15 protein-coding genes are annotated in these 15408 nt (G+C 65.6%); 6 read left to right on the top strand and 9 right to left on the bottom strand.

The window, feature by feature from the left end:
* The first annotated feature begins 13 nt into the window (after positions 1–13).
* The 3 genes from AB0L58_RS01165 (at position 14) to hemQ (ending at position 4021) form a co-directional block, all read left to right on the top strand.
* A complete protein-coding gene (locus AB0L58_RS01165) occupies positions 14–1549 on the top strand; it encodes an AMP-binding protein (protein WP_364378990.1) in 1536 nt (511 codons plus the stop codon).
* A gap of 99 nt (positions 1550–1648) precedes the next feature.
* The gene (locus AB0L58_RS01170; RefSeq protein WP_364378993.1) at positions 1649–3010 is read left to right on the top strand and encodes a protoporphyrinogen oxidase; all 1362 of its coding nucleotides are present in this window, start codon (positions 1649–1651) and stop codon (positions 3008–3010) included.
* Positions 3011–3325: 315 nt separating this feature from the next.
* Entirely contained in the window at positions 3326–4021 is a 696-nt protein-coding gene (gene hemQ, locus AB0L58_RS01175) for a hydrogen peroxide-dependent heme synthase (protein WP_364378996.1), read from the top strand.
* Positions 4022–4109: 88 nt separating this feature from the next.
* Here hemQ and msrB read toward each other — a convergent pair whose 3' ends face one another.
* The 4 genes from msrB to AB0L58_RS01195 all read right to left on the bottom strand — a co-directional run bounded on the left by msrB (position 4110) and on the right by AB0L58_RS01195 (position 8435).
* Positions 4110–4553, bottom strand: a complete 444-nt coding sequence (gene msrB, locus AB0L58_RS01180) for a peptide-methionine (R)-S-oxide reductase MsrB (RefSeq protein ID WP_364378999.1) — start codon at positions 4551–4553, stop codon at positions 4110–4112.
* A gap of 47 nt (positions 4554–4600) precedes the next feature.
* Complete coding sequence (locus AB0L58_RS01185; protein ID WP_364379002.1) at positions 4601–5947, bottom strand: glycosyltransferase family 87 protein; 1347 nt, start codon at positions 5945–5947, stop codon at positions 4601–4603.
* A 137-nt stretch (positions 5948–6084) separates the two neighbouring features.
* Entirely contained in the window at positions 6085–7641 is a 1557-nt protein-coding gene (locus AB0L58_RS01190; protein WP_364379005.1) for an alpha/beta hydrolase, read from the bottom strand.
* Positions 7642–7673: 32 nt separating this feature from the next.
* Complete coding sequence (locus AB0L58_RS01195; RefSeq protein ID WP_364379008.1) at positions 7674–8435, bottom strand: pyrimidine reductase family protein; 762 nt, start codon at positions 8433–8435, stop codon at positions 7674–7676.
* A 35-nt stretch (positions 8436–8470) separates the two neighbouring features.
* Between AB0L58_RS01195 and zapE the strand changes: the two genes are divergently transcribed.
* Together zapE and AB0L58_RS01205 are read left to right on the top strand one after the other, a co-directional pair.
* Positions 8471–9487 carry a cell division protein ZapE gene (gene zapE / locus AB0L58_RS01200; RefSeq protein ID WP_364379010.1) on the top strand — a complete coding sequence of 339 codons (1017 nt, stop codon included), beginning with the start codon at positions 8471–8473 and terminating at the stop codon, positions 9485–9487.
* Between the two features lie 34 nt (positions 9488–9521).
* Positions 9522–10331: a tyrosine-protein phosphatase gene (locus AB0L58_RS01205; protein ID WP_364379013.1), complete on the top strand. Its 810-nt coding sequence runs from the start codon at positions 9522–9524 to the stop codon at positions 10329–10331.
* Position 10332: 1 nt separating this feature from the next.
* Here the strand turns inward: AB0L58_RS01205 and AB0L58_RS01210 are convergent, their stop codons facing one another.
* The 3 genes from AB0L58_RS01210 to AB0L58_RS01220 form a co-directional block, all read right to left on the bottom strand.
* The gene (locus AB0L58_RS01210) at positions 10333–10824 is read right to left on the bottom strand and encodes a MarR family transcriptional regulator (protein ID WP_364379016.1); all 492 of its coding nucleotides are present in this window, start codon (positions 10822–10824) and stop codon (positions 10333–10335) included.
* A gap of 75 nt (positions 10825–10899) precedes the next feature.
* The gene (locus AB0L58_RS01215) at positions 10900–11664 is read right to left on the bottom strand and encodes an ABC transporter permease subunit (RefSeq protein WP_364379020.1); all 765 of its coding nucleotides are present in this window, start codon (positions 11662–11664) and stop codon (positions 10900–10902) included.
* Between the two features lie 41 nt (positions 11665–11705).
* Entirely contained in the window at positions 11706–12593 is an 888-nt protein-coding gene (locus AB0L58_RS01220) for an ABC transporter ATP-binding protein (RefSeq protein ID WP_364379023.1), read from the bottom strand.
* Positions 12594–12706: 113 nt separating this feature from the next.
* Here AB0L58_RS01220 and AB0L58_RS01225 point away from each other — a divergent pair, with 113 nt between their 5' ends.
* Positions 12707–13459 (top strand): alpha/beta fold hydrolase, encoded by a 753-nt coding sequence (locus AB0L58_RS01225; protein WP_364379026.1) that lies wholly within the window; start codon positions 12707–12709, stop codon positions 13457–13459.
* A 5-nt stretch (positions 13460–13464) separates the two neighbouring features.
* On the opposite strand, the gene AB0L58_RS01230 is transcribed toward AB0L58_RS01225, so the two are convergent.
* The gene (locus AB0L58_RS01230; protein ID WP_364380152.1) at positions 13465–13995 is read right to left on the bottom strand and encodes a GNAT family N-acetyltransferase; all 531 of its coding nucleotides are present in this window, start codon (positions 13993–13995) and stop codon (positions 13465–13467) included.
* Positions 13996–14077: 82 nt separating this feature from the next.
* Entirely contained in the window at positions 14078–15304 is a 1227-nt protein-coding gene (locus AB0L58_RS01235; protein WP_364379028.1) for an MFS transporter, read from the bottom strand.
* Positions 15305–15408 lie beyond the last annotated feature (104 nt).

Genomic DNA, 15408 nt, shown 5'->3' on the forward strand with positions numbered 1-15408 from the left:
GTAGAGGATTACCGTGCGTTTGACCGAATATCTCGACAAGGGCGCCTCGCTCGGTGCCACCGCGCCGTGCCTGACCATGAACGGGCACACGCTGACCTATGCGCACGTACAGCAGTTGTCCTGGCGGATCGCTCATGCGCTGGCGCGATCCGAGGTCAGGCCCGGCGAACGGGTCGCGATCCTATCGGCGAACGACACCCTGGCCTTCGCCTGTGTTTTCGGCATCGCCCGCGCCGGTGCGGTGTGGTGCCCGATCAATCCCCGCAACGAAGCCGCGGAGAATCGGGAGCTACTCGACCTTTTCGACTGCACCTGCCTGATATTCCAAGCCGCCTTCGCGCCATTGGTTTCCGCCATTGCACCGCAGCTGCCCATGCTTCGGGCACTGGTTTGCTTGGATGGAAATGCCGCCGGTGCGCCATGTTTCGACGACTGGGTGCGGGACTGTCCGGCCGATCCGTGGGAGGTCGAGCCGATCGACGACCTCGCCATGCTGGTCGGCACCGGCGGAACGACCGGGAGGCCGAAGGGCGTTCGGCTCACCGGCCACAATATCGAGTCGATGACCGCATTGACCCTGATGAGTTATCCGTTCGAAGATCGGCCCCGATATCTGGCGCTGGCGCCCCTCACCCACGCCGCGGGGGTACTGTGCTTTCCGATCCTGACCCTCGGCGGTGAGATCGTCGTGATGCCCGCCCCGGAACTCGGTGAATTCCTGACCCTGATCGAGCGGCACCAGATCACCCACACCTTCCTGCCGCCGACGCTCATCTATATGTTGCTGGATCATCCTGCGCTGCCGGCGGCGAATCTCAGCTCACTGCAGTGTCTTTGGTACGGAGCCGCCCCGATGTCGACGGCCCGGCTGGCGGCGGCGCTGGAACGGATCGGGCCGGTCATGGGCCAGCTGTTCGGACAGTCGGAGGCGCCCATGATGATCGCGACGTTGGCGCCGAAGGATCACTTCCGCCCGGACGGCTCGATCGCCACCGAACGACTGTCGTCGGCCGGACGACCCACCCCGCTCACCCGTGTGGCCATCATGGATGCCGAGGGTCGCTTGCTCCCCGCTGGTGCGCGCGGCGAAATCGTTGTCCAGGGTCCGCTGGTCATGGCCGGATATCACAAGAATCCGGAGGCGACCGCCGAAGCGTCGCGCTACGGCTGGCATCACACCGGAGATATCGGCTACCTGGATGCCGACAATTACCTCTATGTGGTCGACCGGGCCAAGGACATGATCATCACCGGCGGATTCAATGTGTATTCCGCCGAGGTCGAACAGGCGCTACTGACTCACCCGGCCGTCCAGGACTGCGCGGTCATCGGGCTTTCCGACGATAAATGGGGTGAGCGGGTCACCGCCGTCGTCCAACTGCACGTCGGGCATGCCGCCACCGCCGACGAACTGCGCGAGCACACCAAGGCACGTCTCGGAGGGGTGAAAACTCCCAAGCAGGTGGAGATCTGGCCGGACCTGCCGCGCTCGAAGATCGGCAAGGTGCTCAAACCGGAGATCCGGGCGCAGTTGGGTGGCGAGGGCTGACCACACCGACTGTTGTCGCCCCGGCGTCGATCGTGTGCTCGGTCTCGAAGACGAGGGGGCGTGGTCGGTGCGGATTCGAGGGAGAGTTACGGTCGCGACATGAGAATCGCGGTGGTCGGTGGCGGGATCAGCGGGCTGGTCGCGGCGTACCGGTTACGGGGGCTGCTGGGGACGCAGGCGGAGATCGTGGTCATCGATCGGGGGGCGCGGCTGGGCGGAATTCTGTATACCGGCGAATTGGCCGGGGAGCCTTTGGATCTCGGGGCGGAGGCGTTCGTCGGGCGGCGGCCGGAGGTGCCCGCGCTGCTGCGCGAACTGGGGCTGGAGTCGCAGTTGGTGGTGCCCGCGGGGTTGCGACCGCTGGTGTGGGCGCAGGGCAGCGCGCATCCGCTGCCGGAACGTACCTTGATGGGCATTCCGTCGGATGCCGAAACGATGCGCGGGTTGGTCGATGCCGAGACGCTCGAGCGGATCGATGCGGAGCCGCGGCGACCGCTGGCCTGGTATCCGGACGCCGATATCGATGTCTACAGCCTGATCGCCGACCGGTTCGGCGCGCAGGTCGCCGAACGCAGCGTCGATCCGCTGCTCGGTGGCGTCTACGCGGGCAGTTCGCGCTCCATCGGGGTGCGCGCCGCACTGCCGACGCTGGCCACGGCACTCGACAACGGCGCGTCGAGCCTCACCAGGGCGGTGGCCGCCGCCCTGCCGCCGCCCTCGAACGCTCCGGTTTTCGGCGGCCTTCGCGACGGCTACCGGGTTCTCTTGGACGCGTTGGCCGCACGATCCGAGGCAGAATTCATCACCGCGACCTCGGCCACCCACCTCACCCGCGCGACCCACGGCTGGGTACTCGAACCGGTCGGTGCGGTGGACGCGGTGGTGCTCGCGACCCCCGCCCCGGTGACCGCGAACCTGCTGCGCACCTTCGCCCCCGCCGCCGCATCGGCGGCCGCGGGCATCGAACTGTCCTCGTCTGTCGTTGTGGCCCTCGCCCTCCCGCGTGACACCGCACTGCCACAGAACTCCGGCATCCTGGTCGCCACGGGAGAACCCTTGCGTGCCAAGGCCTTCACCCTGTCGAGCCGCAAGTGGACCCACCTCGCCGAGCGCGAAACAGCAGCCGTCCGAGCCTCATTCGGCAAATTCGGCGACGATTCCACACAAAAGTGGTCCGACGCCGACCTGATCGCGGCCGCCATCGAAGACCTCGCCACCGTCACCGGTGCCACCATCGAACCGATCTCCGCCGCGGTGCAACGCTGGCCGGGCGGTCTCGCCCAGTACGCCCCCGGTCACCTCGACCGTGTCGCCGAAATCGAATCCATCACAGTCGATTTCGACGGCCTCGCTATCGCGGGCGCCTACCTCCATGGTGTTGGCGTCCCCGCCTGCGTAGCCTCCGGCACCGCCGCCGCCCACCGCATAGCCACCACCCTGACCCACACCACCACACCCTGATCCGCGCTGCGACTACCGGGGCTCTCGGTGCGATGCAGTGCTGCACACGCCCGCTGTGCACAACGAGTTCGGGTATCGACCCGAACGGCTGGCCGCTGTGCCCATCGGGGCGGCTCGACCGTCGCCGGTGCCCGCCGCGCTTGATCCTGCGGTCGGCACGCGCACGCAGCGGTTCCGAGGAACACATCCACATCTGGCAGTCGCACAGGTGACCGGACCCCCTGCCCGATGCATCGCGCAGATCCGGTGCCCGCTTCCGGTTCCGGAACGGCCCGCGCGGAGGTACCGATCGGCCGCAGTGGCACGATAGGAATCATGGCGCGACTCGACTATCAAGCACTCAATTCCACCATCCGCTACCTGATGTTCTCGGTATTCCAGGTGCAGCCGGGGGTGCTGGGGGACGACCGTGAGGCCGCCATCAAGGAGGCGCGGGCGTTCTTCGATGGGCTCGCCGAGCGCGATGTCGTGGTGCGCGGCATCTACGATGTCGCGGGGATGCGCGCCGATGCCGACTTCATGATCTGGTCGCATGCCGAGCGGGTCGAGGATCTGCAGTCGGCGTACGCGGACTTCCGGCGCAGCACCGAACTGGGCCGGGCCAGCGCACCGGTCTGGAGCAATGTGGCGCTGCATCGGCCGGCCGAATTCAATAAGAGCCACATTCCGGCGTTCCTGGCCGGTGAGGATCCGGGCAACTACATCTGCGTCTACCCCTTCGTGCGCTCCTACGAGTGGTATCTGCTCCCCGACGACGAGCGCCGCAAGATGCTCGCCGACCACGGCAAGGCCGCGCGCGGCTACCCGGATGTGCGCGCCAATACCGTGAGTTCCTTCGCCCTCGGCGACTATGAATGGATCCTCGCCTTCGAGGCCCCGGAATTGCATCGCATCGTCGATCTCATGCGCGACTTGCGCGCCACCGAGGCCCGCCTGCACGTCCGCGAAGAGGTTCCCTTCTTCACCGGCCCCCGCGTCGAGATCGAAAAACTCATCGCCGCGCTGCCCTGATCATCGGCTGCTCGCGCATGCCCCAGTTTTTCGGGGCATGCGCAACAAGCCGGTCGGTCCGTATCTTTCCTTCGGCGCCGTAGTCGCTCTACTCCGCTGTACTGCCCGAGGGGTGCAGTTGCAGGGCGATAGAGTTGATGCAATAGCGCTTATCGGTGGGCGTGCTGTATCCCTCGCCCTCGAAGACGTGGCCGAGGTGGCTGTGGCAGTTCGCGCACAGCACTTCGACCCGGTGCATGCCGAGTGTGTCGTCGGAGCGCAGCATGACCGCCTCCGACTTCGCCGGGTCGAAGAACGACGGCCAACCGCAATGCGAATCGAATTTCTCGGTGCTGCGGAACAATTCGGCCCCGCACGCCCGGCATGCGTAGACACCCTCGGTCTTGGTATCGGTGTATTCACCTGTGAACGGACGTTCGGTCGCGGCCTGCCGCAGCACCGCGTATTCCTCCGGATTCAACTTGGCCTTCCACTCCTGTGGGGTCAGCTGGATCCGCGGCGCGGGTAGAGACGTGTCGGCGTCAGAACTCATTGCTCCACGCTAATAGGTTTCTGCCGCCGCCGCTGAATGCCCCATCCCTAACTGAGCGCACCGGCCCGCGGTTCGTCCTGCAGTTCGCTGCCATTCGTCGCCTCGTCGTGGGCGCTTTGGTAGGCCGTCTCCGGCTCGACCAGCAGCGGCGCATCCTCGGCGACATTCCGCGGATCCGGCGCCGAGCGCATCCACTCCGGATCGATGCCGAGCTGCAGCCGACCTTCTCGTCGCGCCGCCAGATACCGATCGACGAGCACGCAGGCGATGACGATCAGCAGCAGACCCCAACCGAAGGTGATGCGCAGATACTCCAGATTGCGCCCGAGGCCCTGCCAGCGGTCCGAGAGCCATTTGTCATAGGACATGAATCCGAAGACCGCCAGCCACGCGGGCCAGTTCCGCAATACCGAATTGCGTAGCACCACCGTCATCAGCAGGGGGAACAGCATCATCGAGTAGTACATCTGCCCCAGTGAGGACAGCAGGAACGACGCGGTCATCAGCACACCGGAGGAGGTGGTCACGAAGAATAGTTCGTCCTCGCGGTAGTACCGGTACAGCAGCCACAGCGTGATGGCGACGACGATGCCCATGATGATCCGGATACCCCAGGTCAGCCACAACGGCAGACCGTAATACGCCGCATTGCCGACGATCGCGCTGTTGAAGTAGTCCCGGGATTCGAATATGTAGCGCGCTGTCCTGGTGAAGAACTTGTCGGCGTCTTTCGACAGCGGCCAGGCGATTGCGGTGAGCACCACCGGGACACCGATCGCGGTATAGAACACCTTCCACTGTCCGCGCGCCGCCGCGATCAGCACCAGCGGTGCGAGCGTCGGTTTGACGGCGATACTCAAACCCAATATCGCACCGGCCCACAGATCCCGGCGCGCGAGCAGCAGCATGATGAAGGCCACCTCGGCCAGCAGCACGCATCCGTTCACATTGGTGAAAACCAGTGTGTTTATGACGGTTTCGGAGCTGAACATGGCCAGCAGCAGGGCCGGTGCCGCCACCGACGACAGCGTGAACTTGAACAGCTTGAGCAGCAGATACCAGGCCAGGATGATGGCGGCGGCATTCAGCAGGATGAAGCACCAGCGCGACTTCTCCGGATCGATCAGCGCCAGGGGCGCGATCATCAGGGTGCCGCTCGGGGGATACAGATAGTGCGGATCCACCAGGTTGTAATTCGCCGTGTACACGGGTCGGTGGTTGAGGAATGCCAGCGACGCGTTGTAGACCGGTTTGAAGTCGTCGGTGATGAACCCGTTGACTGCCTTGATGAAGACCCGGTTGAGCACAGTCATGACCGCGAGGGGCCAGAGTGCGAACTTGATCACCTCGGCGGTGGTGCGAGCGGTGCGAGGCTCGAGCTGTCGAAGTAACACTGGGGCACGGTACACCGGATCCGCACGCGACGTTTGCCGGGACCTGCCCCGGCGCGCCGAATTAGGGGGAATGTCTGCGCCTCGCTAGCGCTCGGCTCCGTCATTCCCCCTACCGGCTGTGCCCTCGCTGCGCTCGGTTATGCGGGGCACACGGTGCCGTCAGCAGGCAGCTTGGCGTCCTTCAGATAGTCGGTGAGAGCCCGTTGCGCACAACCGGAATGGGCGAAAACCGGATGTCCCCAACCCTGCCAGGCGATGGCGGCCTTACGCGCGCCCGCGGCGCCGAGCGCACCGGTCACCGAGGCTTGACCGCCATCGCCGACCAACGGATCCGCGACCCCGCCGAGCACGAGAACCGGCAGGTCCAGCTTCTCCGGCAGCGGTGGTGCCGCACTGACCGGCCAGGCGACACATGCCATCATCCCGATCGCGGCCGACCTGCCGAAGACCGGATATTTGGTACCCCAGGTGTCCGCCAGTTCCTTGGCCTTGCTGGGGCTCGGCGGCAGTTGGTTATCGGTGCAGCGGTTGACGAACTGACCGTCGCCCGCGGTGGCGGCGGTTTCTCGCTGGATCAGCGCCCCGAGCGGGCCGCGATCGCCGCGCCCGGCGGCCGAGAGCGCGTCGGCGAGTTCGGCGATATGCGCGGATTGATCGCGCGGACCGGCGAGGAAGCCCGATACTCCGGTCAACAGCGCATTCGCGGAGATGTCACCGAGGCCGCCGCTGCTCGCCTTGCGTACCAGATCGATGATCGCCGCACGTGGGTCCGCGCCGAGGGAGCAGCTGATCCCGGTGCAGCGCTGGGCGAACGCGGTAACCGCGGCCTCCGCGCCCTGGACGCGCTGTTCGGTGCGAGTGACGGCATCGGCGCCGACGGCCTCCGGCGAATCGAGCACCAGTCGCGCCAGGTGGTCGCCGAACTTTCGCGCGTAGCTGAGCGCGACCTTGGCGCCATTGCCCGAACCGAGCAGATCGATCCGGTCGACCTGCCACTGCCTGCGCAGCTGCTCGATGTCATCGGCGGCGTGCGGTGCGTCGAAGGTGCCCTCATACGGCTGCAGAAAGTCACGACAGGCGATGGTGGCGTCCTGGCTGTATCCGGTCACTGCTTCGACAGGATCGCTTGCGCCCGGCCCGAATTGCCCGTTGTCGGCCAGGCCGCGGCGGGCCTCGACGGTCATGCAGTCGATCGGCTGCGAGGTCCCGAGGCCGCGCCGGTCGACGGCGACGATCGGGCGGCCGGCCAGCAGCCCGTTGCCGGCGCCCACGGCGAGCCCGGCCAGTGTCGCGGTGGAGGAGCGGTCCGAGCCGGAGGTGATGACCAGCGGTGCGACGTCGGTCGGGGTCTGCGCCAGCCGCGCCCGCATGGCGCCGGTACGGAAGTTGCCGAGCACACCGCCGGTCGAGTCGATCGGCGTGGTGTATTCGGCGCAGTCCAGGATCAGGCCGGCCGGCGCGGGGCCGAGGCCGAGCAGATCTAGCGTGGGTGCGGTGCAATCGCGCCAGGTCAGATCGGTTTTGGGGACACCGGCATCCGGCGGCGGCGCGATGACCGTGGTCGGGTGCGGAACCGCTCCGCCCTGCGGCGCGCGCTCGACGGCGACGCCGGGGCGATCGGAAGGTCCCGCACCGCATCCGGCGATCATGATCGAGAGTGTCGATGCCAGCACGACGGCCCGAGTCCAGCGCATGCGCTACAGCCTGCCAGGTTCGTGCGGTTCGTTCATGAACGGGTCCAACGGGTCAGCATGGTGCCGTCGTCGTCGAGCAGGATATGCCTGCGCACCATCGGTACCCGGAACTCATGTGCCGACAGCGAGATTCGGCGGGCGGCACCACCGACCAGGATCGGCGCGGTGGTGACGCACAGTTCGTCGACCGCATCCGCCTCCAGCAGCTCACCGAACAGATGCGGACCGCCCTCGCACAGCACGCGCTGCAGTCCGAGGTCGGCAAGCGCGTGGAGCAGGCCTTGCGGGGTGATGGCGACACCGCCCGCCTCGATCACGTGTGCACCCGCATCGGCGAGTTGCTGTTTGCGATTCTCCGGTGCGGTGCTGGTCGTAATGATCAGCGTCGGCACCTCGGTTTCGGTGAACAGCCGAGCACCCGGGTCCAGCGAAGCGCTCGCGGTGACCACGGCGATCGGTGGCGGCGCGCCGTCGCGATGTCCACCCATTGCGCGGTCGTGCAGTGCGCGTCGGAAGATCGGATCGGTCCCGGCGCCACCATAGTTCTCCGCCCGCGCGGTACCCGCGCCGACCACGATCACATCGGCCAATTGGCGCAACAGCATGAAAACAGTCTTATCGGCCGGGGTGCCGAGGCCTTCGGAGACACTGCCGCTGGTGGCGGCGCCGTCGATACTGGAGATGAAATTGGCGCGGATCCAAGGATGCTGGAGTCCGGCGGGGTAGGCATACAGGGCGGCGAGCTCGTCCCGGTTCAGTCCTGTGAGCTGGATCGCATTGTGGATACGCTGCATGAAGAAAGATCACACCACGTCATTAGGCTTCCAGCATGCAAGAGCGCCTTGTCGATCGCCATCCGGAGGTTCCGGCGGACCAGTTGGTCGCCCAGATGGTGCCACCGCCCATGTTCGACGAGGTCAGCTTCGCCTCCTACATTCCCGATCCCGAGGAGCCGACCCAGGCTGCCGCGGTCCGCAAGGCCGAGGATTTCGCCGGTCAGGTCGCCAAGATCCAGCAGGCGGTGAACAAGAAGAGCCTGTTCGGGAAGAAGAAACCGGTCAGTGGCGCCGGGCTCTACCTCGACGGCGGCTTCGGTGTCGGCAAGACCCACCTGCTGGCCTCCATCTTCCACAGCGCGCCCGCGCCGAAATCCTTCGGTACCTTCGGCGAACTCACCAATCTCGTTGGCGCACTTGGCTTCAACAATGCCCTCGAGCGGCTCGCGGCGAACAGCGTGCTGTGCATCGACGAATTCGAACTCGACGATCCCGGCGACACCATGCTGGTATCGCGGCTGCTGACCGAACTGTCGGCGCGCGGCGTCTCCATTACCGCCACCTCCAACACCCTGCCCGGCCAGCTGGGGGAGGGCCGCTTCGCCGCCCAGGACTTCCTGCGCGAGATCAAGAAGCTCGGGTCGATCTTCGAGGCGGTGCGCGTCGACGGTCCGGACTACCGGCACCGCGATCTGCCGCCCGCGCCGGAACCCACCTCGCCGGAGCTGCTCACCGAACGTGCCGCTGCCACAACGGGTTCCACGCTCGACGAATTCGACGCGCTGCTCGAGCATCTGAGCACGCTGCACCCGTCGAAGTACGGCGCGCTGATCTCCGGGGTGTCGTCGGTATTCATTTCGAATGTGCGTCCGGTGACCGATCAGGCGGTCGCGCTACGGATCGTGGTGCTGGCCGACCGGCTCTACGACGCGAGCGTTCCGGTGACGGTTTCGGGTGCGAAGCTGGACGAGATCTTCTCCAAGGAGATGCTCGACGGTGGGTACCGCAAGAAGTACCTGCGCGCGATCTCGCGTCTGCTGGCGCTTTCGCGCTTCGAGGTAGCGGCTTAGCCGTCACCGAGCCCGGCCGCAATCAGTTACGCGGATGATTGGAGTAGTCGTGGTCCGTCGTTACGTTCGAGTGCCGGTGGCGCTGGCCGCCGGACTGACCGTCGCCCTCGGGCCGGCGGCAGGCGTCGCACTGGCCGACCCGGTCAGTATCGCCGATCCGGTCACCTTCGACCGCGCACTGAACCTGCAGGGTGTGCAGAACGGCCGCGACGCCGGCGGCTACCGCACCAGCGACGGCCACTGGGTGCGCACGGGGCTGGTCTACCGCACCGGTCAGCTCAACAATGCGACTCCGGCCGATCTGGCCGTGCTGACCGACCGCCAGGTCCGCGTCGTCGCCGATCTGCGCACCGTATACGAGCGGACCATCGCGGCCGACCGCGTGCCAACGGGTGCGGTCGCGAACTGGCACGACGTCATCGGCCAAGCTCCACCGCAGACCTTGATCACTACCCTCACGGGTGGTGATGACCTGTACCGCGCATTCATCACCGCGCCCGGCGCGAACGAGGCCTTCGCGTCGGTGCTGCGTGAGATCATCGATACCGATGGCGCCGTGCTCTTCCACTGCACCGCGGGCAAGGACCGCACCGGCTGGACCTCCGCAGTGCTGCTGAGCATTCTCGGCGTGGACCGCGATGCCGTCACGCAGGACTATCTGCTGTCCAACCAGTACCGCAATGCCAGCCCGAATGATCCGCTCAACGGCGTCTCGGCCGCGTGGCTGGATGCCGCCTTCGACCAGGCGAGCCAGAGCTACGGCAGTTTCGACAACTATGTCCGTACCGGCTTACAGCTGTCGGCCAGCGATATCGCCGCACTGAAGGCGAAGCTGCTCGCCTGATTCAGCACGGATGCTCCGCATACCACCGATCGATCAACGCCGGCAGCTCCTTACCCATCCACACGAAGAACTCGTGCATATCCCGGACCCGTTCGGCGTGGACACCATTCGGGTCGTCGAACAGTGCGAGGCCGCGCGCGGTCATATTGGTGAGGTCGGTATACATGCCGCTCTGCTGACGGGTCAGCTCTGGCAGGATTCCGGGCCGAATCGCGTAGTAGTCCCTGCGATCGCCCGGCTTGGAGACCTTTTCCACCCAGCGCATGGTGACCAGCGTCTTCAATGCCGACGAAATGGAACCCTTGGACGCCTGCAGCGCATCGGCGATCTGGCCGAAGGTCTGCTCCGGCGGATCGCTGACCAGCAACCATCCCACAGCCCGACCCGTCATCCGGACCAGGCCCATCCGCTCGAGGACAAGCGCGAAATCCTCGACGAATGCCAACTGTTCCGGAGTCGGTGCGGTTGTCTGCTCGTTGTCGGTCGTGCCCACCGGAGAAGTATCCCTTCCAGAATGCGGATAGCGGTAAACGGGGCGGACCGTGTCGGCCCGCCCCGAATCGGTCGATCAGACCGCGAGATCGCGGCGATCGAAGGCGCCGAGCGCCAGCATCACAGCGGCGGCGGCCACAATGACCAGCATCAGCAGGTGGATGCCGTTCCAGCCGTGCACCAGCGCCGCGCCGTCATTGGCCCAGTAGAAGGGTGACAGCTTGCGCACGAAGTCACCGCCGAGGTTATTGGCCAGATAGCCCGCCACCGCGAGCAGCGATGCCGAACCCAGTGTCACCGAACGCTTTCCGGTGGCCGCGCCGACCAGCAGCGTGATCGCGCCGACGACCAGTGCCAGCAATCCGAGCCCGGCGCTGGCGGCCACGATATTGCCGGTGGGTACGTCCAGCCCGCCCGCGTCTGTCCCGGCGACAACGCTCAGGGTGAGCACGGTGGTGGCGATGGTGATCTGCACGGCCGATGCGGCGAATCGCTGCAGCAGCAGGTTGGTCCGGTTGATCGGTTGTGCGAGAAGCAGATCCAGCACCCCGCTCTCCTCCTGCACCACCGAACGGCTAGCGAAGGTGACCGCGAAGATCAACATCAGCAGCAGACCCATCAGCGAGTACACGGTCGCATTCAAATATCCACTGGCGCTGGCGAAATCGCTGACGCCCATGGCGTCGTACATCTTGTTCTGCTTGATATCCAGCGAGCCCTGCTCCTTCAATGACCGATAGGAAGGCAGATACATCATCGGGATGATGGCGAAGCCGATCGACCAGCCGATCAGGCCGCGTCGCTGTTCCTTCAGTGTCTGGGTGAAGACCGATCGAGCCATGGCGAATTCTCCTGTGTGATAAGTGATTCGGGCGATGACGGTCAACGGCCGTACAGGCTGAAGAAGATCTGTTCGAGATCCGGCTCAGTGGACAGCACGCTCACCAGTTGATATTTCGCGGCCACCTTGAACAGACCGTCGACCTCGCCTTCGGTGGTGCAGCGCAAGGTTCTTCCATCGACGGTCAGGTCACGCACGCCGGGCAGTGCGGCGAAGTCGTCACCGAAAAAATCTTCGCCGAAGACCAATTCGACCGAGCGCGGCGAACGCCGGCGCAGATCCTCGACATTCTCGGTGCCGAGTAGCTGGCCGGCGCGCATGATCACCGCTCGATCGGCGGTCTGCTGTACTTCGCTGAGAATGTGGGAGGACATGAACACCGTCTGCCCATTGCGCTTCGCCGTGCCGACCAGATCCAGAAAGCGTTGCTGCAGTAGTGGATCCAGCCCGGAGGTGGGTTCGTCGAGGATCAGCAGATCCGGGTTGTGCATGAATGCGGCGACAATGCCGACCTTCTGCTTATTGCCCTTGGACATGGCGCCGACTTTCTTCGACAGATCCAGATCGAGTAGATCGGCCAGCTCGGTGATCCGTTTCGGTGCGACGTCACCGCGCAGGTCGGCAAGGAAGGTGAGCAGGTCACGGGCGGTATTACGACCCTCGATCGCGAGTTCACCCGGCAGGTAACCGATGCGCCTGCGCAATTGCGCGCCACCGCCGCGTGGTTCGGCGCCGAGCACCTCGACCCGGCCCGCGGTCGGTCGGATCAGGTCCAACAGGATGCGGATGGTGGTCGACTTGCCCGCACCGTTGGGTCCGAGAAACCCGAACACCTCGCCCTGGCCGACCTCGAGGTTCAGCCCGGTGAGTGCGACATGCTTGCCGTAGTGCTTGGTCAGGCCCTCGGTGCGGATGGCGACGGTGGTCATGATGCTCCTTCGGTAAGTTCTCTAGTTCCTGCGTTTTCCGTAAGGACTGATATGTTCAGTAAAGACTGAACATTTAGAACTTGTCAATGCATGAGGCGAGCTACGATCCGGTGATGACGAAGTTCAAGACCTGGGACGGGCTGGAGCTCGACTACCGCGTGTGGGAGGGCGAAGGCATCCCGGTCGTCCTGCAACACGGGGTGGTGGCCGATACGAATGCCAATTGGATGGCCACCGGGGTGGTCGCCGCCCTGCAGGCCGCCGGGCGCACCGTGGTGTCACTGGATGCGCGCGGGCACGGTCGTTCCGAGAAACCCCGTGATCCGGCGCGGTATTCGTGGGCGGGCATGGCGCGCGACGTCAATGCGCTCTACGACGAACTGGGCTTCGATCGCGTTGTGCAGGTGGGCTATTCGATGGGCGCGATCATTTCGCTGCTGGTGGCGGGTGCGGACGAACGGGTGCGCAAACTGGCCGTCGGCGGCATCGGATCCGGTGTGCTGGATTGTGGCGGCGTCGACCGGCGCGTCGTCGATATCGACGAGTTGCGCTCCGCCATGCGCGGTGACGGCGCGGGCGCACCGCCGATCGCGATGATGTTCCGGATTCTCGCCGACGCGGTGCGCGCCGACCGCGATGCCATCGAGGCGGTCGCGACCGGCCTGGATGACGAGCCGATAAAAACCCTGGCCGGTATCACGATGCCGAGCTTGGTACTGGCGGGCGATAAGGACCCGTTCGCCGCCCAGCCCGATCGACTGGCGGCCGCACTACCGAACGCGACGTTGCGGATCGTGCCTGGCGACCATCTGATGGCCGTGGTGGATCCGAGCTTTCATGCGGCGTTGGTCGAGTTCGTGGCCTGATCCGGTTACAGGATCCGGCGCATTACGAAATCGTGATGCAACTGGCTGCCAACGGCGAAGGTCTTGGTACCGACCCGCTCGAACCCGTGCTTGAGGTAGAACCGCTGGGCGCGCACATTGTCCTGGTTGACCCCGAGCCACACCCCGGCAACCGCGTCCTCGCGGGCCCGCTCCAGCGATGCGTTCATCAGCGCCTTCGACACACCGGCGCCATGGTGGCCGGGCAGCACGTACATCTTGCTGATCTCGACGGTCGGCCGCAGGTCGATGGCCTTGGCGACCTCGGGATCGGCGGGATCCCCGTAGTGCAACATCGCGTAGCCGACGATATCGCCGTTCGCCACCGCCTTGAGCACGATGCGGGTGGGGTCGGTCAGATATTCGCCGAAACGTTCACCGGAGAGCACCTCGGCAATGAAGATCTCGATATCGTCCGCAGTGGCGTGCGGCGGACAGGCGAGCGGAAAGGTCGCGGCCGCAACGTCACTGAGGGCCTCGGCGTCCCACAATCCGGCCCGGTCGACGGTGACTGGGATGTTGCTCATGCCTACGCCTCGCTGGCGCTCGGCTCCGGCATGCGCAAGGTGCGCTGGCACATGGTTCGTTCGCTCCGCTCACTCACGTGTCCAGTACAGCATGACCTTGGTTCGAAGCGGAAAGTTCATCCGGTTCGGAACGGGAATGGAATACACGTGCGAGTCCGATAACGATTGCCATGAACAGCACAGGAATGACGAAACCGATTCGATGTCCGAATCCGGCGGCAATCGCGCCGACGAGCCCGCCGCCGACGAGTGTGCCCACGTAGTTGAACAGATTGAGGCGTGCGATGAGTGCGTCGAGTTGCCGTCCGCTGGTCAGCTGTCCGGCCTCGCTGAAGCACAGCGGTGCGACAACGCCGGTGCCGAAACCGCCGATCAGAAAGCCGACGATCGCGACCGCAGACCCGGGCGCGACCACGGCGACGGCCAGCCCGAGCACGCCGACCGCGCCCGCGATGCGCACCACCCGGCGCCCGCCGAGCCGCCGGACCCACAGATCTCCGCTCAGCCGGGCAGCCAGCGACGCGCACTGATAGACCGCCAACGCCAACGCCGCGGTGGACGAACTGGCGAGCAGATCCTCCTTCAGATATAGCGCCGACCAATTGCTGACGGCGAGATCGATGGCGAAAACGAGCGAGGCGGCGATGCCGAAGGCGAGGTACATGCGCAGCGGAACCATCCCGGATGCTCCGGATTCGCTGTCGGCCATCTCCGCCGGCCCGGACTCGGCGGCCGCGGCGTCGAGCAGGCGTGGGCCGAGCACCAACCCGACCACGAGAACAATGCCCGCCGCCGTCAACAGCGATTCGCGCAGCGTGACATCCAATGCCTCGCAGGCGGATACGAACAGCGCGCCGAGGATCGATCCGGCACTCCACACCGCGTAGAACGAGGACAGGATGAATGTCCCGTACCCGTGCTGAATGAAAACGCCCTGCATATTCGTGCTCGCGTCGACGATGCCGACCGCGATTCCGTAGCACCCGAGGGTGATCAGCAGCACGGGCGTATTCGGAGCCAGCGCGATGGCGCATCCGGTGACCGTGATGCCGAGCAGCCCGATCCGTACCGTGACCCGACTCGACCAGCGCGTGGCCAGCTGCTCGGCCGCCACACTGCCGACTCCCGCGAGGATCGAAACCAGCACAACCGAACCCGCGATGAGGCCGTCGGACAGGCCGAAGCGATCCTTCTGCTGCGGCAGTTCGGTGAGCACCACCGCGAAGAAAAAGCCCTGCAACCCGAAGGCGAACGAATTCGCGATCCGGGCTCCGCGCAGGGCCGGAGAAATCGGTCCCATCTGCGGAGAGTATCGGCCCGGCCGTCGCAGTGCCGGGCGAAACGGCCGTGGTCATCCTTTCGTCGGATGCGGCGCGCGAAGGTCGTTCCTCGCTCGAATGTGAT

Origin of the sequence: Nocardia sp. NPDC052112 (assembly GCF_040680135.1) — a bacterium.
In the GTDB taxonomy this organism is placed as follows: Bacteria; Actinomycetota; Actinomycetes; order Mycobacteriales; family Mycobacteriaceae; genus Nocardia.

Coding starts and splice junctions, on each gene's coding strand:
- AB0L58_RS01235 (WP_364379028.1), bottom strand. CDS start 15,304: ATGGGACCGATTTCTCCGGCCCTGCGCGGAGCCCGGATCGCGAATTCG.
- AB0L58_RS01205 (WP_364379013.1), top strand. CDS start 9,522: ATGATTGGAGTAGTCGTGGTCCGTCGTTACGTTCGAGTGCCGGTGGCG.
- AB0L58_RS01220 (WP_364379023.1), bottom strand. CDS start 12,593: ATGACCACCGTCGCCATCCGCACCGAGGGCCTGACCAAGCACTACGGC.
- AB0L58_RS01170 (WP_364378993.1), top strand. CDS start 1,649: ATGAGAATCGCGGTGGTCGGTGGCGGGATCAGCGGGCTGGTCGCGGCG.
- hemQ (WP_364378996.1), top strand. CDS start 3,326: ATGGCGCGACTCGACTATCAAGCACTCAATTCCACCATCCGCTACCTG.
- zapE (WP_364379010.1), top strand. CDS start 8,471: ATGCAAGAGCGCCTTGTCGATCGCCATCCGGAGGTTCCGGCGGACCAG.
- AB0L58_RS01225 (WP_364379026.1), top strand. CDS start 12,707: ATGACGAAGTTCAAGACCTGGGACGGGCTGGAGCTCGACTACCGCGTG.
- msrB (WP_364378999.1), bottom strand. CDS start 4,553: ATGAGTTCTGACGCCGACACGTCTCTACCCGCGCCGCGGATCCAGCTG.
- AB0L58_RS01195 (WP_364379008.1), bottom strand. CDS start 8,435: ATGCAGCGTATCCACAATGCGATCCAGCTCACAGGACTGAACCGGGAC.
- AB0L58_RS01215 (WP_364379020.1), bottom strand. CDS start 11,664: ATGGCTCGATCGGTCTTCACCCAGACACTGAAGGAACAGCGACGCGGC.
- AB0L58_RS01190 (WP_364379005.1), bottom strand. CDS start 7,641: ATGCGCTGGACTCGGGCCGTCGTGCTGGCATCGACACTCTCGATCATG.